The 20429-nt window shown below is 71.9% G+C and carries 17 protein-coding genes and 1 riboswitch; of the genes, 7 read left to right on the forward strand and 10 right to left on the reverse strand.

The window, feature by feature from the left end; genetic code table 11:
* Positions 1-77: 77 nt before the first annotated feature.
* Entirely contained in the window at positions 78-1424 is a 1347-nt protein-coding gene (locus AB0I21_RS38205; protein WP_344503441.1) for an aldehyde dehydrogenase family protein, read from the forward strand.
* Positions 1421-2500, forward strand: a complete 1080-nt coding sequence (locus AB0I21_RS38210; RefSeq protein ID WP_360568580.1) for a zinc-binding dehydrogenase — start codon at positions 1421-1423, stop codon at positions 2498-2500. Before AB0I21_RS38205 ends, AB0I21_RS38210 begins: the two co-directional genes overlap by 4 nt.
* A gap of 191 nt (positions 2501-2691) precedes the next feature.
* Here AB0I21_RS38210 and AB0I21_RS38215 read toward each other — a convergent pair whose 3' ends face one another.
* The 7 genes from AB0I21_RS38215 to AB0I21_RS38245 form a co-directional block, all read right to left on the reverse strand.
* Positions 2692-3519, reverse strand: a complete 828-nt coding sequence (locus tag AB0I21_RS38215; RefSeq protein WP_360568581.1) for an alpha/beta fold hydrolase — start codon at positions 3517-3519, stop codon at positions 2692-2694.
* Positions 3516-4958, reverse strand: coding sequence for an NAD(P)/FAD-dependent oxidoreductase (locus tag AB0I21_RS38220; RefSeq protein ID WP_360568582.1), 1443 nt, complete (start codon positions 4956-4958; stop codon positions 3516-3518). The genes AB0I21_RS38215 and AB0I21_RS38220 overlap by 4 nt, the downstream gene beginning before the upstream one ends.
* A 69-nt stretch (positions 4959-5027) precedes the next feature.
* On the reverse strand, positions 5028-6740 hold the full coding sequence (locus tag AB0I21_RS38225) for a hypothetical protein (protein ID WP_360568583.1): 1713 nt from the start codon (positions 6738-6740) through the stop codon (positions 5028-5030).
* A gap of 20 nt (positions 6741-6760) precedes the next feature.
* Complete coding sequence (locus tag AB0I21_RS38230) at positions 6761-7696, reverse strand: hypothetical protein (protein ID WP_360568584.1); 936 nt, start codon at positions 7694-7696, stop codon at positions 6761-6763.
* A 61-nt stretch (positions 7697-7757) separates the two neighbouring features.
* Positions 7758-8441, reverse strand: coding sequence for a hypothetical protein (locus AB0I21_RS38235; protein ID WP_360568585.1), 684 nt, complete (start codon positions 8439-8441; stop codon positions 7758-7760).
* 9 nt (positions 8442-8450) lie between these two features.
* On the reverse strand, positions 8451-8960 hold the full coding sequence (locus AB0I21_RS38240) for a hypothetical protein (RefSeq protein ID WP_360568586.1): 510 nt from the start codon (positions 8958-8960) through the stop codon (positions 8451-8453).
* Positions 8961-9312: 352 nt separating this feature from the next.
* Positions 9313-10440, reverse strand: a complete 1128-nt coding sequence (locus AB0I21_RS38245) for a damage-control phosphatase ARMT1 family protein (protein ID WP_360568587.1) — start codon at positions 10438-10440, stop codon at positions 9313-9315.
* A 30-nt stretch (positions 10441-10470) separates the two neighbouring features.
* Between AB0I21_RS38245 and AB0I21_RS38250 the strand changes: the two genes are divergently transcribed.
* The 3 genes from AB0I21_RS38250 (at position 10471) to AB0I21_RS38260 (ending at position 13339) form a co-directional block, all read left to right on the forward strand.
* Positions 10471-10767, forward strand: coding sequence for a YkvA family protein (locus AB0I21_RS38250; RefSeq protein ID WP_344503430.1), 297 nt, complete (start codon positions 10471-10473; stop codon positions 10765-10767).
* A gap of 121 nt (positions 10768-10888) precedes the next feature.
* Entirely contained in the window at positions 10889-11944 is a 1056-nt protein-coding gene (locus AB0I21_RS38255) for a hypothetical protein (RefSeq protein WP_360568588.1), read from the forward strand.
* Positions 11945-12199: 255 nt separating this feature from the next.
* Positions 12200-13339, forward strand: a complete 1140-nt coding sequence (locus tag AB0I21_RS38260) for an alanine--tRNA ligase-related protein (RefSeq protein WP_360568589.1) — start codon at positions 12200-12202, stop codon at positions 13337-13339.
* Between the two features lies 1 nt (position 13340).
* Here AB0I21_RS38260 and AB0I21_RS38265 read toward each other — a convergent pair whose 3' ends face one another.
* On the reverse strand, positions 13341-14660 hold the full coding sequence (locus AB0I21_RS38265; protein WP_360568590.1) for a substrate-binding domain-containing protein: 1320 nt from the start codon (positions 14658-14660) through the stop codon (positions 13341-13343).
* 53 nt (positions 14661-14713) lie between these two features.
* Here AB0I21_RS38265 and AB0I21_RS38270 point away from each other — a divergent pair, with 53 nt between their 5' ends.
* Positions 14714-15319: a hypothetical protein gene (locus AB0I21_RS38270; protein ID WP_360568591.1), complete on the forward strand. Its 606-nt coding sequence runs from the start codon at positions 14714-14716 to the stop codon at positions 15317-15319.
* A gap of 41 nt (positions 15320-15360) precedes the next feature.
* Here AB0I21_RS38270 and AB0I21_RS38275 read toward each other — a convergent pair whose 3' ends face one another.
* Positions 15361-16041: a hypothetical protein gene (locus tag AB0I21_RS38275; protein WP_360568592.1), complete on the reverse strand. Its 681-nt coding sequence runs from the start codon at positions 16039-16041 to the stop codon at positions 15361-15363.
* A 216-nt stretch (positions 16042-16257) separates the two neighbouring features.
* Between AB0I21_RS38275 and AB0I21_RS38280 the strand changes: the two genes are divergently transcribed.
* On the forward strand, positions 16258-16578 hold the full coding sequence (locus tag AB0I21_RS38280; RefSeq protein WP_360568593.1) for a hypothetical protein: 321 nt from the start codon (positions 16258-16260) through the stop codon (positions 16576-16578).
* Positions 16579-16624: 46 nt separating this feature from the next.
* On the opposite strand, the gene metH is transcribed toward AB0I21_RS38280, so the two are convergent.
* Positions 16625-20293 carry a methionine synthase gene (metH, locus tag AB0I21_RS38285; RefSeq protein WP_360568594.1) on the reverse strand — a complete coding sequence of 1223 codons (3669 nt, stop codon included), beginning with the start codon at positions 20291-20293 and terminating at the stop codon, positions 16625-16627.
* Positions 20294-20314: 21 nt separating this feature from the next.
* A riboswitch (S-adenosyl-L-homocysteine riboswitch) is annotated at positions 20315-20397 on the reverse strand.
* Positions 20398-20429: the final 32 nt, after the last annotated feature.

The raw sequence follows: 20429 nt of genomic DNA on the forward strand, positions 1-20429 counted from the left end.
CGGAGCGGCTCGGGCCGCTCATCAGCATGGCAGGTTCGGCTCAGGCCGACGCCTGCAGCGCAGCGGAAGGTGGCGGCATGAGCATCGATGTCTACAACCCGGCGACCGAGGAGGTCATCGGGTCCGTTCCGGAGACCGATTCGGTGGACCCGGCCGTTGCCGCCGCCCGGGCCGCCCTCGGGCCGTGGTCGGCGCTGCCACGCGCTGAGCGCGCCGCGCACCTCGCGGCGCTGCGCGACCTGCTCGTCGCGCACGCCGACGAGCTCGCCGGCATCATCACCGCGGAGATGGGCGCGCCGCTGGCCATCGCCCGCAAGGTGCAGGTGGGCCTGCCGATCGCGGTGCTGTCCTCGATGGTCGACCTGCTCAACCGCGACGAGTGCGAGGAGCGGATCGGCAACTCCCTCGTCGTGCGCGACCCGGTCGGGGTCGTCGCGGCGATCACCCCGTGGAACTACCCGCTGCACCAGACGGTCGCGAAGCTCGCCCCGGCCCTCGCCGCCGGCAACACCGTCGTGCACAAGCCGAGCGAGGTCGCGCCCCTGTCCGCGCTGCGGCTCGCCGAGCTGGTCCGCGAGGCGGGGCTGCCGTCGGGCGTGTACAACCTGGTCACCGGCTACGGCGACCCGACCGGGGCGGCCCTGGCGGGGCACGCCGGGGTGGATCTCGTGTCGTTCACCGGGTCGACGGGCGCCGGCCGTACCGTGGCCGCCCTCGCCGCGTCGCATCTCGCGCGGGTCTCGCTCGAGCTCGGCGGGAAGTCCGCCAACGTGATCCTGCCGGACGCCGACCTGGCCGCCGCGGTGAAGGTCGGCATCGGCAACTGCTACCTGAACTCCGGCCAGACCTGCACCGCCTGGACCCGCCTCCTCGTGCACGAGTCCCAGCACGACGAGGTGGTCGACCTGGCCGTCGCGGCCGCTTCGAAGTACACCGTCGGCGACCCCACCGACCCGGCGACCCGTCTCGGACCCCTCGCCTCCGCCGCCCAGCGCGACCGCGTGCGGTCCTACATCGCCCGTGGCGTCGCCGACGGTGCCCGGATGGCGCTGGGCGACGGCTCCGTGCCCGACGTCGGCTACTACGTGGCGCCGGTCGTCTTTGCCGACGTGGACCCCGCCTCCGTCATCGCGCAGGAGGAGATCTTCGGGCCGGTCCTGTCGATCATCCGGTACCGCGACGAGGACGACGCCGTCCGGATCGCCAACGGGACGCCGTACGGCCTGGCCGGCAGCGTCTGGTCGGGGTCCCCCGAGCGTGCGCTCGCGGTCGCCCGCCGCCTCCGGACCGGTCAGGTCGACGTCAACGGCGGCTCGTTCAACCCCCTCGCGCCGTTCGGCGGGATCGGGGACTCCGGATACGGGCGCGAGCTCGGCGTCCACGGCTTCGAGGAGTTCACGTCGGTGAAGGCGATCCAGCTGTGACGTCCGCGCTGGTACTGCGAGCGGTGGACGGTCCCGCCTCGGTCGAGGACGTCGTGCTGAACCCCGTCGGCCCGTCGCAGGTGCGGGTGCGCCTGGCGGCGGCCGGGGTCTGCCACTCCGATCTGTCCCTGGCCAACGGCACCCTCCGCCAGCCGTTCCCGGTGGTGCTCGGCCACGAGGGCGCCGGCGTCGTCGTGGAGGTCGGGTCCTCCGTCTCGGACATCTCGGTCGGCGACCACGTGGTGCTGAACTGGTCGCCGCCGTGCCGCTCCTGCTGGTTCTGTTCCGCCGGCGAGCCGTACCTGTGCTCGCACGCCGACGACGCCCGCGGGGTGCCCTACGCGCGCACCGCGCTCGGAGACGACCTCTACGCGGGCCTCGGCACCGGGGCGTTCGCCACCGAGACGGTCATCGGCGCGCACGCCTGCATCCCCGTGCCGGCCGACATCCCGCTCGAGGAGGCGGCCCTGCTCGGCTGCGCCGTCCTCACCGGCGTGGGGGCGGTCCTCAACTCCGCCCGGGTCCGTTCCGGGGAATCGGTCGTCGTGATCGGCCTCGGCGGCGTCGGCCTCGCGGCGCTGCAGGGCGCCCGCATCGCCGGTGCGTCCACGGTCATCGCCGTCGACGCGTCCCCGTCGAAGTCTTCGCTGGCGCTGTCGCTGGGCGCGACCCACTTCCTGACCCCCGGCCCGTCGCTGGCCAAGGAGGTCCGCGCGCTGACCTCCGGCCGGGGCGCCGACCACGCCATCGAGTGCGTCGGCCGCGCCACGACGATCCGCGCCGCCTGGTCCGTGACCCGCCGCGGCGGGCGCGCCACCGTGCTCGGCCTGGGCTCCAGCACCGACGAGGTGACGTTCAACGCCCTGGAGGTGGCGTACTTCGCCCGGACGCTCACCGGGTGCATGTACGGCAGCACCGACCCCGCCGTCGACGTGCCCGTGCTGCTGTCGCACTACCGCTCGGGGGCGCTGAACCTGGCCGCCCTCGTCACCGACCACGTCTCCCTGGCCGAGGTGCCGGCCGCCTTCGACCGCATGCGCTCCGGCGTCGGCGCCCGCACCCTCGTGCGTTTCTGAAGTTGCTCGTTTCCATCCGCCGCTGATGGTGCTCGTTGTCCATCCGCTGCTGATTGCCCGTTGTCCACAAGCGGGGTGTTGTCCACAGTTCGGCCGAGATCGTCGGACGGGACCGATGCGACTGAGGCAGCATCTCCGCCATGCATCGGTCCCGTTCGCAGCTCACCGCCGCGGTCGCGACGTGCCTTCTGTCATGCCTGGGCGTGCGGGCGGGTCACGGCGGCGGTCGTGCTCAGGATGACGTCGGCGACGAGCGCCGGGTTGTCGCTCATGGGGACGTGGCCGCAGCCGTCGAGGGCGACGTGGTGGGCGTCGGGGAGGCGTTCGCGGGCGACGCCGGCCTGGACCGGCAGGAAGATGCGGTCACGGGAGCCCCAGGCGACGGTGACCGGGACGTCGGGGCGGGCGGTGTAGGCGTAGGCGCGGCCGTGGCGGGCGACGGCGCCGAAGCCCTTGCCGCCGCGCAGGGCCAAGGTGTCGGCGAGGGCGCGTTCGGCAGTGAGGACGCTCGGGTCGCGCACCAGCCAGCCGAAGGAGAATGCCTTGCCGAAGCCGGTGCGGTAGAAGACCTTCAGCAGCGGCGTGGGGGTGAAGGCGCCGACGCGGTGGCCGCGCAGGATGCTCAGCGCGCGGCGCACCTGGGCGGGAGTGCAGAAGCCGGCGGGCGACAGGGCGGTCGCCGAGCGGGCGTGGCCGGCGGCGGCGAGCTCCAGGGCGATGGCACCGCCGAGGCTGTTTCCGGCGACGTGTGGCCGGTCCAGGCCCGTCTCGGCGAAGTACTCGGCCAGGGCCGCGACGGCGCTCGGCATGCCCTGGTTGTCGGCCGGGGCGGGCGAGCGGCCGAAGCCGGGCAGGTCGATCGCGATCACGTCGTGGTGCTCGGCGAGCAGGTCGATGACCGGCTCCCAGGCGCGCCAGTGGTGGCCGATGCCGTGGATGAGCACGAGCGGCTCACCGGTTCCCTTGCGGACACTGTGCAGGGACATGCCCACTCCTCCGCCGCGCTCCAGTGCGGTCATGCGGTCACCTCGTATGCCGTGACGTCGAAGCGCTTCATCCGCTGCCGGAAGCGCCAGGTGGACCCCGGCCACAGGGTGGAGTTGCGGCCGGTCGTGTCGATGTACCAGCTGCTGCACCCACCGGTCGCCCAGACCGTCTTCGCCATGCGGCGGTCGACGGCGGCGGTGAAGGCACCCTGCGCCTCCGCGCGCGGCTCGATGCTGCGCGCACGGTCCAGGGTCTTCAGGGCACCCAGGACGTATTCGATCTGGGCCTCGATCATCAGCACGACCGAGTTGTGGCCGAGGCCGGTGTTAGGGCCGAGCAGGAGAAAGAGGTTGGGGAAGCCGGCGACGGTGGTGCCGCGGTAGGCCTGCGGACTGCCCTGCCACACCTCGGCCAGGCTGCGGCCGTCGCGGCCACGGACACGTTCGGCGATGGGGAGGTCGGTGACGTGGAAGCCGGTACCGAAGATGATGGTGTCGACCTCGTGCTCGACGCCGTCGCGGGTGACGATCCCTTGTGGACGGACCTCCGCGATCGGCTCGGTCACCACGTCGACGTTGTCCCGGGTCAGCGACGGGTAGTAGGCGTTGGACTTGAGGACCCGCTTGCAGCCCATCGCGTAGTCCGGGGTCAGCTTGGCGCGCAGCGCCGGGTCGGTGACGGCGGAGCGCAGGTTGCGCAGCGCGATCCGTTGCGCGAGCCGCATCACGGGTGGGCGGAGGAAGCCGATGACCGTGGACTCGATCGCCCAGTAGACGATCATGCGCATCAGGCGCTGAGAGCCGGGGATCCGCTTGTACAGGGTGTGCTCCCAGCGACGCAGTGGGCGTTCGTTGCGCGGCATGACCCACGCGGCGGTGCGCTGGAAGAGGGTCAGGCGGGCGACGGCGGGCTGGATCGCCGGCACGAACTGGATCGCCGACGCCCCGGTGCCGATGACGGCGACCCTGCGGCCGGTCAGGTCGAGGTCGTGGTTCCAGCGGGAGGAGTGGAAGGTCTCGCCGCGGAAGGTCTCCAGGCCGGCGAGCTTCGGGACGACCGGCTCGTTGAGCGGGCCGCCGGCGCTGATCAGCACGTCGGCGGTCCACTCGCCGCGGGACGTCTCGATCCGCCAGTGCCCGGCGGCGGCGTCCCAGCACGCGAGCCGCACGTCGGTGTCGAAGCGGATGCTGGGCCGCAGCCCGAAGCGGTCCGCGCAGCTTCGCAGGTACTGCCAGATCTCGGGCTGCGGGGAGTACGTGCTGCTCCAGGTCGGATTCAGCGCGAAGGAGAACGAGTAGACGTGCGAGGGCACGTCGCACGCGCAGCCCGGGTAGGAGTTGTCGCGCCAGGTGCCGCCGAGGTCCGCCGCCCGTTCGAAGACGACGAAGTCGTCGTGGCCGCGCTGCTTGAGCCGGATCGCGGCGCCCAGGCCGCCGAAGCCCGCACCGACGATCGCGATCCTGACGTGCATGCAGCCTCCCTGGTACCGACTGGTACCAGGGAGGTTACCACCGGGTATCTTCGCGGGGAAGCTATCCGGTCACAGGCCGAGCAGGCGGTCGAGGAAGTCGCGGTACTGGCGCACCGCCGCCCGCAGCCGCTCCGTGTCCTCGCTGCCCTCGTGCTGCCAGGCGCTCAGCTGCGCCCGCTGCGACTCGAGGGCGCCGGTGACGGCCGCGACCGCCTCGGTGACGAGCTGGTCGGCCTCGCCGGCGACGGACCGCGGGTCGTCGATGAAGCGCAGCTGCAGCTCGCGCCACCGTTCGCGCAGGCCGTCGGCGGCGCCTTCGGCCCAGATCGCCCCGACCGGCACCGTCTCGACCGCCCCGGGCCGCAGGTCCTGCCCGGCCCCGCCCTCCGCGCCGGTGGTGTCGCCGTTCGCCGCTCCGGCCGGCACGGGGACCGCGACGACGTCGCCGGCGTCGAGCGCCTCGCCGCCTTCGAGCGCTTCGCTGCTGGTGCCGTCCTCGCCGGCAGTGACAGGCTCGTCGGTCAGGACCGGCCCGGCGAGGGTGCCGTCCCGGCGGTCGTCCGCGGTGTCAGCATCGGTGTCGTCTGCGACATCGACGTCCGCATCGTCGTCGGCACGGTTGCCCGTTGCCGCATCATCGGACGCGTCGTCGGCGTGGGTGAAGGCGGACGCGTTGTCGGCCCGCGCGTTGGTGGGCGCGTCGTCGAGGCGTCCGTCGGTGTGGGCGTCGCGCGTGTCGGAGGCGTTGTCGTCGGTGTGGGCGTCCGTCAGGACGGCGGTGTCGGCGTAACGCGTGCCGGAAGCTTCGTCGTCGGTGCGGTCGTCCGCGAGGACGGCGGTGTGGTCGCCGGTGCGGGTGTCCAGCTGATCCTCCGGCAGGGAGCCGGCCCGGAGCTGGGTCGCGTGGTCCGCGGCCCACGCACGGTCCTCGGCGTCCTCCTCGGCGGCGGCCTCCTCCTCGTCGCGCTCGTCGGCGCGCGACTCGATGTCCGCGGGGACGAAGTCGGCGTCGCCCCGGGCCTCGTCCTCGTCACGGGCCGCGATCTCCTCGGCCGTCTCGTCACGGGTGGGGTTGCCGGTGTCCGTCGCGCCGCCGGCCCAGTCACCACTCCGATCGTCTGTCCGGTCGCCGGAGCCGTCATCAGCCCGGTCGTCGGAGCGCTCGCCGGTCCAGTCGGCGGAGCCATCGTCGGAGTGGTCGACGGAGCCGTCGTCAGCGGAGCCGCCGTCGGCCCGGGTGCCGGAACGTTCGTCGGCCAGAGTGTCGTCCAAGCGCGCGTCGTCGGCACGGTCCCCCGCCCAGTCGTCGGGACCACCTTCGGCCTGAGTGGCGTCCGAACGCTCGTCGCCGGAACGGTCCCCCGCCCAGTCGTCGGAGCCACCTTCGGCCTGAGTGGCGTCCGAACGCTCGTCGGCGGCACGGTTCCCCGTCCAGTCGTCGGAGCCGCCGTCGGACAGGGTGTCGGCCGAACGGTTGCCGTCGGCGCGGTCCTCGGCGCGCTCTTCTTCCAGGGCCTGGTCGTGGTCGACGAGTTTGACGTCGTCGCGGTCGGCGATGCCGTCGTGGTCGGCGTCGGTCAGGGCGGACCCCGAGGCGTAGGTTCCCGCTGGGTACGTCTCGCCTTCTCGCGCGTCGTCGGTGCGGGCGTCGGCGTCGTGGACGACGCCGGTCTCGTGGTCGGTGTGAGCGGCGCCCACGGCGGTGTCGTCGGTGCTGTCGTCGGAGGGGTGGCGGGGGCCGGGCACGTGCGTCTCGTCGAGGTTGCCGCGTTGATCCTGCATCGGGGGTTCCTTTCCCGGCCCTACGACCGGCGGCTGGTGTCGCGGGAAACGTCCTCGGGGTCGCGCTGCCCGGGCACGTCGGTGTCGCGGACGGCGGAAGCGTCAGCCGCATCGTCGGCACGGGCGGCGCCGGCACGGACATGGTCGGCACGGGCGTCGTCAGCGTGGACCGCATTGGCACGGACACCGTCAGCACGGACACCGTCAGCACGGCCATCGTCGGCGCGGAGGCCGTCGGCACGGCCATCGTCGGCGCGGACACCGTCAGCACGGACGTCATCGGCGCGGGCCGCATGAGCAGCGCGGGCGTCGTCGGCGCGGACGTCGGCGGAGGCGGCAGCGCTGGAGGTAGCCGCGCCGGATGTAGCACTGCTGGAGGTAGCAGCGCCGGAGGGGGCCGCGGATGACGGGGTGGCACCGGGGGTGGCGTCGACGCCGAGCAGGTCCGAGAAGAGGGTGCGGTAGTGGACGACGGCCTGGCGCAGTTGTTCGGTGGTGGCCTCGCCGCGGTCGCTGAGGTCGCTGATCTCGTGCGCGTCGCGGTAGTGGCCGAGGGTGCGCGCGTGCTCGACGGAAAGGTGGGCGACCTGCTCCTCGTACTCGCCGGTCGGGTAGCCGCGCTCGGCGACGAGCTCGGTGACGAGGGCGTCGGCGTCGCGGACGGCGCCGGCGGGGTCGTCGAGGAAGCGGGCCTGGATCTCGGTCCACGCGGTGGTGTATCGGGTGCGCGCCTCCGGGGTGAGCTCGCGCAGCTCCAGCTCGGCGTGGCGGCGCTCCCGCTCGCGGAGCTCCCGTTCGGCGGCGGCGCGGCTGTCACCCTCGGCGACGGCCCGGTCGTACTCGGGGCCGAACCGGTGCTGCAGCGCCCGCCGCCGGGTGACGAACCAGATGCCGTAACCGATCGCCGCGATCACCAGGAGCACGACGATCGTGATGAGAACTTGGGTGGTTGTCATGGCGGTCCTCCTTCACAGGAGGTATGCCCGCCAGACAGTGCGTATCAAACGAAACCAGTAACTATGGACCGACGAGGTGCGTCAGGAAGTCGCGGTAACCGTGGACCGCCGCGCGCAGTTGCTCGGTGTCGTCCCGGCCGCTGGCGCGCCAGGTGCTGAGCTGGTCCTTGCGGGCGTTCAGCGACGCGGTCACCCCGGCGAGCGCGTCGTCGACGAGGCGCTCCGCCTCGCCCGCCGCGGTCTGCGGGTCGTCGACGAACCGCAGCTGCAGCTCCTGCCAGCGGGCCCGGACCTCGTACGCGTGACCCTCCGACGTCAGGGAGGACGCGGACGAGTAGTAGGAGCCGGGCGCCGGCACGGAGGACATCGGCGACGGCATCGCGGGGACGCCGGCCGCGGCGCCGTAGGCGGCCCCGTACGCGGGCATCTGCGCGCCGTTGACGGGCATGCCGTTGCCGTTCGCGGAGGGCATGCCGGGCATCGCGCCGGGCATGGCGACCCCGGGCATGCCGGTGCCGGGCACCGCCGCTCCGGGCATCGCGGCGCCGGGCATCGCGGCGGCAGGCATGCCGGTGCCGGGCATCGCGGCTCCGGGTGTCGCGGCCACGGGCGGGCGGGGGGTGGGCGGGGCCGACGAGGCCGCCGTCTCCTCCTCTTCCTCCTCCTTGCCGCCGCGCAGCAGGATCCAGCCGCCGACCGCCAGGGCCAGCACGACCAGGCCGATCGTGATCGTCGTCGAGTTCATGTGGACCCCCTAGAGGCCGAGGATGCGGTCGAGGAACTCGCGGTAGTCGCGCAGCGAGGCGCGCAGGTTCTCGGTGTCGAGGCCGCGGGCGGCCCGCTGCTGGTGCAGCTGGCTGCGCCGGGCGTCCAGGGAGGTGGTCAGGGAGCTGACCGCCTCCTGGACGAGCCGTTCGGCCTCCGCGGCGACCAGGTGCGGGTCGTCGAGGAACTTGGCCTGCAGCTCCTGCCACTTGCCGCGGATACGGTGCCGGTCGCTGTCGTTCCAGAGGGTCGCCAGGGCCGCGGCGGGTGTCCCGCCGGTGTTCGCGCGGAACGGCACGCCGTTGGTCTGCCCGCCGGCCGAGGCGGCGGAACCGCTGGTCTGCCCGGCGGCACCGCTGATCTGCCCGGCCGCACCGCTGGTCGGCCCGGACGGGGAGGAGGTCTGCCCGGTCGAGGTGGAGGGTGGCGCGGGCGCCGGCGGCTCGTCGTCAGGCTGAGGCGCCAGCTCCGGCACCGACTCGTCGGCTTCAGGTTGCATTGCGAGGTCCTACCCAGGCCCACGGAACAAAACCAGGAAAGCGTCAGACCAGGAACACATCCGGCGCCAGGTCTGATCGCGCGATGTCGGTGTTCAGGGCGATGATGTCACCCAGGGAGCGGCGGAAGTCCACCCCGTACAGGGGTCTTCAAGTCTGTCTTAAGGCTTGCAGCGACCGACATGTCGGAAATGTCCGGGATACGAGCGCCATCGATGCGTGACCGCTACCACCCTTGAGGGGTTTCGCAAGCCGACCGCAAGTGGCCGCCAAGTGGTGCCCGGCAGAGTGCTCACCATGACGACGAACCGCAGCATCTGGGCCGGCCCGACCTTCACGACCACCGCCACGGTGTCAACCCCGCACTTGGACCATGGCAAAACTGCCGCTGGTGCGCCATGACGCGGGTAGCTTCGCCGCGACGCCCGCGGCCAACCCGGCGACCACGTCCGACTTCACCGTTCGCAGGGCCGCGACCGGCCCGGGAAAGTATGCGGTAAGACCCGAGAACGACGTCTCCGGCGCCCAGTCGCGATCGCCCACCAGGCGCCGGTAGTTCAGATCCCCCTTGAGGATGGTCAGCGTCGCCGCCCCGAAGCGGGCGGCGAGGCCGGCGGGCATCTCCGGAAACTCCAGCGGCGCGCAGTAGAACGGGTCGGTGACGAGCTCCAGGCTCCCGGCCCGCAGCGCCTCCCACAGCCGCCCCCCGATCTCGCTGCCGTCGCCGAAGCGCCGCAGCTCCGCCAGGACGTCCGCGGTGAGCGCGTCGGAGACGAAGTACGGCGCGGGCTTGACGTGCAGCTCGACGCGGGCGGCCCGGCCGGTGCGCAGCAGGAAGTCGATGAGCACCAGGTCCGGCAGCAGCTCCCGGCCCGCGTTGTCGGCGACCACGCAGACGGTGCCGCCGCCACTTGCAAGCCCCTTCCAGAGCCGCTCGGTGTCGTCCGCCACGAGCTCGGCCCGCATGTCGGCGAGTCCGTGCGCGAGCTGGAACCCCAGATCGGCCCGGTTGCCCCACAGCGCCGCCGCCACCAGCGCCGCGGCCTGGTCGTCCTCCGGCAGGGCCTGCAACGCGTCGAGCGCCGCGAGCTCCGCCGGACCCGGCAGGTCAGCGGCCTTCTGCGGCCCGAACGGGTCGATCCCCTGCCACGGCCCGGGCTCGTGGTAGCCGGTCGCGTGCAGCAGCCGCCGGTAGAAGTAGTTCTCCGCCCACAGGAACGGCACCTCGAACATCGACCGCCCGAAGTACGGCTCGCCCCACCGGTCCCAGTCCTTGCAGTCGTGGGCGTCGCGCGGCAGCGGGGTCACCGTGGGGTCCTGCAAGATCCTTGCAAGCGCGTCCCGGACCGGCGTGGCGAAGGGGAAGTCCGCGAGGACCCTGGCCACGATGGCCGGGTGGCGGTCCCGCAGGACGGCGGCGGCGAACGACGCGGGGTCGGCCCCGGTGATCCGAGGCGGCGCAACGGGCGGCGTGACGGGCATGGTGCGAGTATCACCCGTAGACTCACGCCCATGGACGACATCGTGTTCTACGGCCTCATCGTGATCGGCGGGCTGCTGCTGGTCGCCATGCTGGTCACCGCGATCGTCCTCGCCACCCGCGTCTGGAAGACCGGGAAATACCTGCAGGCGATGGGCGCGGGCGGCAAGTTCGCGTTCTGGGGCGCGATCATCTACACCATCTCCCCGGTCGACCTGCTGCCCGACCCGATCTACCTCGACGACGTCGGTGTGCTGGGCGCGGCCCTGATCTACCTGACCCGCCTGGCGGCGAAGCACCGGGAGCGCCCGCAGCAGAAGGTCCGCTGACACCGGCAATCACCCCATACGACTCTTTGTGCGGCGCCGCGCCGCGAGTCCTCGATCCGACCGTTACCAATCCACGTCGGTCGATACGCTGCCCTCCCCCTTCCCAGGATGGAGGCAACGTATGAGGTTCAGACGACTGACGGGCGCCGTCGCCGTCATGCTCGCCGCCGCGCTCACCGGCGCCCTCGGCGCCGCCAGGCCTGCCGCCGCGCTGCTGCCCGACGCGTTCGGGTTCGCGCTGTGGTCGGGCGGCGTGGTGTCGCAGCAGTGGCCGGCCGCGACCACCGTCAGCCCCAGCGGGGTCGGCCGGTGGCTGGTCAAGTTCCCCGGCATCGCCACCGCCGGCGGCGTCGTGCACGTGACCGCCGTGCACGACGGGTTCGCCACCCCACCTGGCCGCTGGTGCCAGGCCGAGGCGTGGGGCCCCTCCGGCCCGGACGAGCTCGTCATGGTCAGCTGCTACCGCCCCGGCGGGATCCTCGACTCGCAGCCCGGCTTCTCCGTGCAGTTCGCCCGCAGCTCCGGCGTCTTCGCCGCCTCCCGCTTCGGCTACGTGGACGCGAACAGCGCCGGCGGGATCATCACCCAGTACAACACGACCGGTGCCGCCAACACCGTCACCAACGCCGGCCCCGGCCTCTACTCGGTCGGGCTGACCGGCCTCGGCACCGCCGGCCCGCAGGCCGGCAACGTCCAGGTCACCGCCGTCAACCCCACCGCCGGCGCCAGGTGCAAGGTCGCCAGCTGGCAGTCCTCCGCCAACGGCCAGTTCTTCCGCGTCTACTGCTTCAGCTCCGCCGGCGTGCCGACCAACACCCGCTTCACGCTCACCTGGACCTACCAGCGCGCCCTGTACGGCGGCGCCTCCCCGCCCTACCGGTTCGGCTACCTCTGGAACACCCCGCCGCTGGGCCCGCCCCTGACGAACTTCAACTCCGCCGGCGGCGGTGGCACCCTGGCCGGCGGTCCCCCGATCTGGACCGTCACGTTCGCCTCGATCGCCGCCCCGCCCGGCAACGTCCAGGTCACCGCGTTCGGCACCACGCCGGACTTCTGCGGCCTGCACTCGCCGTGGACCCCCGGCGCCGGCGCGCTCGGCATCCGCGTCAGCTGCTTCACCAACGCCGGCGCCCCCGTCAACAGCGGCTTCACCGTCGAGTACTCGTCCCGCTTCTGAGGACCTATCTGAGGACCTATCTAAGGAGCAAGCCGAGGAGCAACCTGAGGAGCGATCTGAGGGGCGGCCGCTGAGGTACACTCTCCGCATGCGTATCAGGCGTTTCGTTGCCGCGGCCGCGCGAGCTCACCGCTCGCCGGACGCTGCTGCCTGATCTTTCCTCCAGTTCAGCCGGCGACCGGAAACGGTTCGCCGGCTGTTTCTGTATGCGCTGCCGGGTCCCGTCCTCCGGTCCGTTCCCCGAAGGGCCCACCCATGGACACCCGCCAGATCGTCAGCACGTTCCTCGACTTCTACCACGAGCGCGGCCACGAGCTCCTCGGCGACGCGACGCTCATCCCGCCGCAGGACGACCCGGTCCTGTTCACGAGCGCGGGCATGCACCCGCTCACGCCGTACATCGAGGGGAAACGGCATCCGCTCGGCCGCCGCCTCACCGGGGTGCAGCGATGCCTGCGCACCACGGACCTCGACGAGGTCGGCGACGACACGCATCTCACGGTGTTCCAGATGCTGGGCTCCTGGTCGCTCGGCGACTACGGCGGCGACCAGAGCCTGCGCTGGGGTTTCGAGCTGCTCCGCGACGGGTTCCAGCTGCCGGTCGAGCGGCTGCACGTCACGGTGTACGAAGAAGACCCGCGCTCGCTGGACACGTGGCGCCAGCTGGGCGTACCGGCGGAACAACTCGGCGACGAGAACTGGTGGTCCAACGGTCCGACCGGCCCGTGCGGCCCCGACTCCGAGATCTTCGTGTGGACCGGCGACGGCCCGCCCACCGGTACACCATCCACCGACGACAACTGGGTCGAGGTGTGGAACCACGTCATGATGCGCCACCGCCGCCACCCCGACGGCAGCCTGAGCCCGCTCGAGCAGCCCGGCGTCGACACCGGCATGGGCCTGGAGCGCATGTCCATGGTCCTGCAGGGCCGCTCGTCGGTCTTCGACACCGACGTCTTCGAGCCGTGGACCCGCACGGTGTCGTCCCTGTGGACCCCGTCCCGGCTCGTCTGCGACCACCTGCGCTCGTCCGCGGTCGTGATCGGCGACGGCGTCCACCCCTCCAACACCGGCCGCGGCTACGTCCTGCGCCGCCTCATCCGCCGCACCCTCACCGAGCTCTGGCGCGACGACCCCTCCCGCACCCTCGGCGACCTGCCCGTCGAGCCACTCGGCGAGACCGTGTCCCAGTTCTCGCAGCGGGTCGACCCTCTCTATGTTCATGACGTCCTGGTGTACGAGGAACGCCGCTTCCAGGCGCTCCTGCGTCGCGGCCGCCCCCTCGTCCAGCGGCTCCTGCTCCGGGGCCCTCTCACCGACGACGACTTCCACTACCTGCACGACACCCACGGCATCCCCCGCGACCTCGTCGAGGAGGTCCTCACTGCGGCGTAGTTCAGGCGAGCGTCAGGGTCAGCGTCGCGGCGTAGGTCCCCGGCAGCGTGCTGTCGGGGACGGCGAGGATCAGGGTGGCGAAGCAGTGGAACGTGCCCGCGCTGCCGCCCGCCGGCGCCGCGCACAGGGTGGCCCCACCGGCCAGCCCGCCGGAGCCGGGCACCACCCGTACACCTGCCGCGGCGTGACCGGAGCCGCCTCCGTCTTCCGCGGCGGGGTCCCACCCCAGCTGCGCGCCGGGGATGGTCGCGTCCGTCCGGGCGCTGTGCACGAAGTCCTCGACCTGCGCGGTCACGTTCCAGCCCGGGTCGGTGCCGCGCAGGTCCGTGACCGTGACGGCCGGCAGCCCGCCGATCGCCTCGCCGCCGACGCTGCCGCCGGTGAGCACCGCGACATCGTCCTCGACAGCGAGGGAGAACACGCCGGTCGCGACGTCGGCGTCGACCGTCTGCGCGTGCGGCGCGGCCGGGCTCGCGGTCACGCACTGCGTGCCGCTCGCCTGGTTGTCGCACTCCGGCGGCTGCGGGGCCGTCGCCAGCAACGTGTCGGTGCCGTCGGCGGCGAACGTCGGGTTCTCGCAGCCCGCGAGCGGGTCGGCGCGGGTGACGGCCCCGGGGATCCGCTGCAGCTGCTCGAGCCCCGGCCGCACCAGGTTCACCGGCAGCGGCGCGAAGCCGAGGAGGTCGACGTCGCGCTGCCCGCGGCACAGCGCGTGCCGGCCGAACTCGCTCAACGTGAGGCCGCGCGCCACGGTGAAGCCGTCCTCGCGCACCACGGGCCTGATCGCCCGCGCCGGCAGCCTGATCGCGGGGTTCTCGGCCGTGACCCGCGGGTCGTCCCACCGCGTGATGTCACCGGTGAAGATCCCGGTGATCGTCCCGCTGGACAGCCGCAGGTCCGTGACCCGCCGGCCGTCGACGGTCAGGTTGTACACGAACGCGAGCCCGCCGCCCGCCACCGGCACGTACGCGAACGGCCGCGCCGGCGCCTGGTCCACCCCGTCGAACCCGTACGGCGTCTCCGACACCGCGAAGTCGACGACCCCGGCGGCGAACTGCTGCCGCCCGATGGTGCTGCCCACGTCGGCGTAGCCGGCGCGCGGCGCCGCCTGCAGGATCCACGTCCTGACCGCCGGCTGGGCCCAGGTCGACCCGGCCCCGAAGACCGGCGCACCCACCACCTCGGCCCGCGCGCTCCCCGGCCCGGCAACCGCACCGGCCACGACGGCAAGCATGACCAGCCCCCGGATCTTCATGCCCGGACGCTGCACCCGCCCGTCGAGGAACCGGTCACCCCCACACGTCCGCCGGACATGCAGCACCCGAACTCCCCGTGACCCACCTTCTGATCAATCGTCGGGTAGGTTCTGCGGCTGTGAACACGGACGAGCTTGAGACGCAGTGGACCGTGGCAGCACGGAACGTGTACGCGCAGCGAGCAGAAGCCCTCATCGCCGAGATCCGTCGTCACGTCGAGGCCACCTTGCAACGACAGGGACGCCAGGCCGAATGGCAGGCATACGCCGAGTCCGTGCAACGACTCGGATCGACGGCGAATGCCTTCAACGACGCGGAGTTCGACCTGTGCGGATCGTTCCCGTTCTCCTTCGCGGGCGTCGACGAGCGCAGCGACTGGGATGAGGGCGAGGCCACTGAAGACGACGAGCCGAAACCGGTCCTGTCCGTACTGGCCCGATGGGACTACCGCATCACCGACCCCGATACCGTGATCACAGTCGGCCGTGCCGCGTACCTAACGGCATGGCCGGGCGACACCGAGGAAGACGCCCGCATCCGAGTGCCCGATGTGGTCCGCGCCGCGGCCGAGATCATGCACGCACATGGCTTGGCAAGCCTTGCGGAGACGGCCGGCCTCGAATCCGATCGCGACATCACGACAATCGTCACGCACGACGGCGAGGCCGATGAGGCATTCCATGAGGATCCCTTCGCCATCGTTCGCGGCGAGAACGACGCCTGATCTAGAGGCAACGCCTTGACCCTGTGACCGTCCCGACCCCGCTACTCCCAGACGAGTCGGTCTGCCCAGGATGTGTCGCCTCGGGCGTACCACTGGAACGCCTCGATCGCGTCGTCGACTTCCCATACCGTCGTGACACCGCCGCGGTCCGTGTCCGGGTCGGTGTGTTCCAGCACGTACCACCCATTCGCACCCGGGGGCTGCTGGCGGAGCTCGACCTGCAGGTACCGGCCGTCGCCCCACCACAGCATCGCGAAGTGGTTGGCGGCGGACAGCCGCCGCAGGGTCGCCGCGATGTGCCTCGGGGTGGGGTTGACGGACCGGGCACCGTCGCAGGACACCAGCAACAGACGTGTGCCGGTGCGGACGTAGTCCGGGATGCTCGTGGCGCCGGTCCGTGGGGCGTGGCAGACCAGCTCGTGACGCCCGGCCATCTCATGCACGAAGCGGACCGTCTCGCCGGCGTCATCCGAGACGATCGTCATGAAGACCGACACGGGCGTCGTGGTGATGTCCGTGGCCCACGGTTCGTACCGAACGCCCTCGCCGGCGGGGCCATCCGAAGGGAGACCGTCGGTCAGCTCCTTGTAGAACGCCCACGCGCGCGGATGCGTCGGCGGGATGTCCTCGACGGCTTCGGTGCGGAGGCTCTCGTACCGGTCGGCCGCCCGCTCGTCGGTGATCGGTGCGGCCTCGAACCAGACGCCCAGCTCGATGCTCATCGGGTCTCCCACGCCGCGCAGTGTCCGCCGAACCTGGCCCATCGCGCGAGGCCCGCACCATGAGCGGCCGAGCTGGAGGGTCTGACCGCCCGGTGGGAGGAAGCGGCCGTACTGCCAGACGTTGAGCGGACTCGGCCAGGCCGTGAGGGAGGCGGTGGCGTTGGTCGGGCGCTGCTGCCTGGGCTTGGAGTGCGGGGGCGGGGTTACGGTTGAGGGGTGTCCACGCTGACGCAGGTTCTGATCTATCTGCTGGCCCTGGTGGTCCTGGTCTGGGTCGCGGTCAAGGTCAGTCGGGTGTCGCGGCAGCGGGGGTACCGGTTCGGACGGGACGTGGTCGTGCGGTGCCGGGATGGGCACCTGTTCATGACGACGTGGGTGCCGATGATGTCGGTGAAGGCGATCCGCCTCGGGCTCGTGCGGATCCAGCGCTGCCCGGTCGGGGACCATGTCGTCGCGGTGCGGTTGATGCGGGACGAGGAGTTGACGGCCGCCGAGCGGCTGGAGGCGCGCCGGCACCGCGACGGCGGCGTCCCCTAGCGGATCCGGCGCGCAGGGCCGCGGGGTGCGGCCCTGCGCGGGACGGTCAGGACGGGTCGTAGGCCAGGTTCGGGCGGAGCCAGCGCTCGACCTCTTCGACGGGGAGGTTGCGGCGGGTGGCGTAGTCCTCGATCTGGTCGCGGTTGACCCGGCCCACGGTGAAGTAGCGGGAGTCGGGGTGGGCGAAGATCAGGCCGCTGACCGCGGCGGCCGGGGTCATGGCGAAGGACTCGGTGAGGGCCAGGCCCAGCTTGCCGGCCTCGAGGAGGTCGAACAGGGCCTGCTTGAGGGAGTGGTCGGGGCTGGCCGGGTAGCCGAGGGCGGGGCGGATGCCGCGGAAGCGCTCGGCGTGCAGGTCCTCCAGGGCGGGCTGGGCGTCGGGCTCGAACCAGGCGCGGCGGGCCTCCAGATGGATCCACTCGGCGAAGGCCTCGGCGAGGCGGTCGGCCAGGGCCTTCACCAGGATGGCGCGGTAGTCGTCGTTGTCGGCCTCGTACCGGGCGGCGAGCTCCTCGGCGCCGTGGATGGCGACGGCGAAGCCGCCCAGGTGGTCGGGGAACGCTTCCGACGCAGTGGCGGGGGCGATGTAGTCGGCGAGGCAGCGGTTCTCGCGGCCGTCGGGCTTCTCCGTCTGCTGGCGCAGCATCGGGAACTTCACGCCGTTGTCCAGGACGATGTCGTCGCCCACGGAGGCGGCGGGCCAGAAGCCGTAGGCGCCGCGCGCGGAGAGGGTGCCGTTGGCGATGATCTCGTCGAGCAGGGTGTTGCCCTCGGCGAAGAGCTCGGCGGCGACGGGCTGGTCGAGGATCGCGGGGTACTTGCCCTTCAGCTCCCACGCGAGGAAGAAGAACTGCCAGTCGATCATCTCGCGGAGGACCTGCAGGGGCGGCTCGACGACCCGTACACCCGTGAAGTCCGGGGTGGGGATGGCGTCGAACGACACGTCCGAGGCGTTGGCCCGGGCCTGCGCGAGGGTGAGCAGCGCGGTGTGGCGGCGCTCGGCGTGCTGGCGGCGCAGGCGCTCCTGCTCCTCGCGGTTGTCGGCGGTGAGCTGCTCGACCCGGTCCGCGTCCAGCAGGCCGGCGACGACCCCGACGACCCGCGAGGCGTCCTGCACGTGGACGGTGTTGCCGTCGTACGCCGGAGCCACCCGCACCGCCGTGTGCTGGCGCGACGTGGTGGCGCCGCCGATGAGCAGGGGCAGCTTCAGGCCACGGCGCTGCATCTCGGCGGCGACGGCGACCATCTCGTCCAGCGACGGCGTGATGAGGCCGGACAGGCCGATCGCGTCGGCGCCCTCGGCGACCGCGGTGTCCAGGATCTTCGCCGCCGGGACCATGACGCCGAGGTCGATGACCTCGTAGTTGTTGCAGCCGAGGACGACGCCGACGATGTTCTTGCCGATGTCGTGGACGTCGCCCTTGACGGTCGCCATGACGACCTTGCCCTGGCCGCTGCGGCCCTGAGGACGAGAAACCGCGCCCTCAGTGGCACCCGCGGCGAGCGCCGCGGCGCGGGCGGCCTCCTTCTCGGCCTCCATGAACGGCTCGAGGTAGGCGACGGAGCGCTTCATCACGCGGGCGCTCTTCACCACCTGCGGCAGGAACATCTTGCCGCTGCCGAAGAGGTCGCCGACGACCTTCATGCCGTCCATCAGCGGGCCCTCGATGACCTCCAGGGGACGGCTGGCGGCGAGACGCGCCTCCTCGGTGTCCTCCTCGATGAAGTCCACGATGCCGTGCACGAGCGCGTGCGACAGTCGCTCGTTGACCGGGGCCTCGCGCCACGACAGGTCGACGACCCGGGAGGTGCCGGGGCCGCTGACCGTGCCGGCGAACGTGACGAGCCGGTCGGTGGCGTCCTCGCGCCGGTCGAACAGGACGTCCTCGACGAGCTCGAGCAGGTCGGCGGGGATGTCGGCGTAGACGGCGAGCTGGCCGGCGTTGACGATGCCCATGTCGAGGCCGGCCCGGACGGCGTGCAGCAGGAACGCGGAGTGCATCGCCTCGCGCACGACGTCGTTGCCGCGGAAGGAGAATGACAGGTTCGAGATGCCGCCGCTGGTACGGACGCCGGGGCAGCGCTGCTTGATCAGCGGCAGCGCGTCGATGAAGGCCTTCGCGTAGCCGTTGTGCTCCGCGATGCCGGTGGCGACGGCGAGCACGTTCGGGTCGAAGATGATGTCCTCGGGCGCGAAGCCGGCCTTGTGCACCAGCAGGTCGTAGGCCCGGCCACAGATTTCCACTTTACGAGCAGTGGTGTCGGCCTGGCCGAGCTCGTCGAACGCCATGACGACCACGCCGGCGCCGTAGGAGCGGATGATCCGCGCCTGCTCCAGGAACGGCTCCTCGCCCTCCTTGAGGCTGATCGAGTTGACGACGCCCTTGCCCTGCACGCACTTCAGGCCGGCCTCGAGCACGCTCCAGCGCGAGCTGTCGATCATGATCGGGATGCGGGCGACCTCGGGCTCGGTGGCGATGAGGTTCAGGAACGTGGTCATCGCCTGCTCGCTGTCGAGCAGGTCGGCGTCCATGTTGACGTCGAGGAGGTTGGCGCCGCCGCGGACCTGCTCCAGGGCGACGTCGACCGCGCCCTGGTGGTCGTCGGACTCGATGAGCCGGCGGAAGCGCTTCGAACCGGTGACGTTGGTCCGCTCGCCGATCATGACGAAGCCGGTGTCGGGACCGATCTCGAACGGCTCCAGGCCGCTGAACCGGGTCGCCGGGGCGAGCTTCGGGACCTGCCGCGGGGCCATCCCTCGGACCGCCTCGGCGATCTTGCCGATGTGGGCGGGTGACGTACCGCAGCAGCCGCCGACGACGTTGACCAGCTTGTCGGACACGAAGCCGGCGAGCAGGCTCCCGGTCTCGGCGGGGGTCTGGTCATAACCGCCGAACGCGTTGGGCAGGCCCGCGTTGGGGTGCGCCGCGACATACGTGCCGGCGAGGCGGGCCAGGTCGGCGACGTGCGGGCGCATCTCCGTCGCGCCGAGCGAGCAGTTGACGCCGACGATCAGCGGGTGGGCGTGCTCGACGGAGCGCCAGAACGCCTCGACGGTCTGCCCGGACAGCGTCCGGCCACTCAGGTCGACGATCGTGACCGAGATCCACAGCGGCAGGTGCGGCGCGACGTCGCGGGCCGCGGCGACGGCCGCCTTCACGTTGAGCGTGTCGAAGATGGTCTCGATGAGCAGCAGGTCCACGCCGCCCTCGGCGAGCGCGCTGATCTGCTCCGCGTACGTGGCGCGGACCGTGTCGAACGTCACTGCCCGGTAGGACGGGTCCTCGACCTTCGGCGACAGCGACAGCGTGACGTTCAGCGGGCCGACCGACCCGGCGACGAACCGCGGCCGGTCCGGCGTGGAGAACTCGTCCGCCGCCTGGCGCGCCAGCCGGGCGCCCTGCACGTTCATGTCGCGGACCAGCGACTCCAGGCCGTAGTCGGCCTGGGCGATGCTGGTGGCGGTAAAGGTGTTGGTGGTGGTGATGTCGGCGCCGGCGGCCAGGTATTGCCGGTGGACGTCGAGGATCACGTCGGGGCGGGTCAGGATCAGCAGGTCCGGGTCGCCCGTGACGTCCTTCGGGTGGTCCGGGGCGATCAGATCCGCACGGTAGTCGGCGGGAGTGAGGCCGGCGGCCTGCAGCATGGTGCCCCATGCGCCGTCGAGCACGACCACCCGCTCGTCGAGGAGCTTGCGCAGATCTGCGATCGCCATGGGATCCACCTTCCGTGGGTCAGACGGAAGGCGCCCTTGCAGACAGTGATTCCAGGTCGAGCGTGGCGGATCGTCGATGATCCGTTGCAGCGCCTCTCGCCCCGATCCCAGATTCTAGCCTGTTACCGTGGTTCGC

The organism is Dactylosporangium sp. NPDC050588, from assembly GCF_040654975.1.
Lineage (GTDB): Bacteria > Actinomycetota > Actinomycetes > Mycobacteriales > Micromonosporaceae > Dactylosporangium > Dactylosporangium maewongense.

Coding starts and splice junctions, on each gene's coding strand:
- metH (WP_360568594.1), bottom strand. CDS start 20,293: ATGGCGATCGCAGATCTGCGCAAGCTCCTCGACGAGCGGGTGGTCGTG.
- AB0I21_RS38250 (WP_344503430.1), top strand. CDS start 10,471: ATGGACGACATCGTGTTCTACGGCCTCATCGTGATCGGCGGGCTGCTG.
- AB0I21_RS38225 (WP_360568583.1), bottom strand. CDS start 6,740: ATGCAGGATCAACGCGGCAACCTCGACGAGACGCACGTGCCCGGCCCC.
- AB0I21_RS38220 (WP_360568582.1), bottom strand. CDS start 4,958: ATGCACGTCAGGATCGCGATCGTCGGTGCGGGCTTCGGCGGCCTGGGC.
- AB0I21_RS38240 (WP_360568586.1), bottom strand. CDS start 8,960: ATGCAACCTGAAGCCGACGAGTCGGTGCCGGAGCTGGCGCCTCAGCCT.
- AB0I21_RS38215 (WP_360568581.1), bottom strand. CDS start 3,519: ATGACCGCACTGGAGCGCGGCGGAGGAGTGGGCATGTCCCTGCACAGT.
- AB0I21_RS38255 (WP_360568588.1), top strand. CDS start 10,889: ATGAGGTTCAGACGACTGACGGGCGCCGTCGCCGTCATGCTCGCCGCC.
- AB0I21_RS38260 (WP_360568589.1), top strand. CDS start 12,200: ATGGACACCCGCCAGATCGTCAGCACGTTCCTCGACTTCTACCACGAG.
- AB0I21_RS38230 (WP_360568584.1), bottom strand. CDS start 7,696: ATGACAACCACCCAAGTTCTCATCACGATCGTCGTGCTCCTGGTGATC.
- AB0I21_RS38235 (WP_360568585.1), bottom strand. CDS start 8,441: ATGAACTCGACGACGATCACGATCGGCCTGGTCGTGCTGGCCCTGGCG.
- AB0I21_RS38205 (WP_344503441.1), top strand. CDS start 78: ATGAGCATCGATGTCTACAACCCGGCGACCGAGGAGGTCATCGGGTCC.
- AB0I21_RS38275 (WP_360568592.1), bottom strand. CDS start 16,041: ATGAGCATCGAGCTGGGCGTCTGGTTCGAGGCCGCACCGATCACCGAC.
- AB0I21_RS38245 (WP_360568587.1), bottom strand. CDS start 10,440: ATGCCCGTCACGCCGCCCGTTGCGCCGCCTCGGATCACCGGGGCCGAC.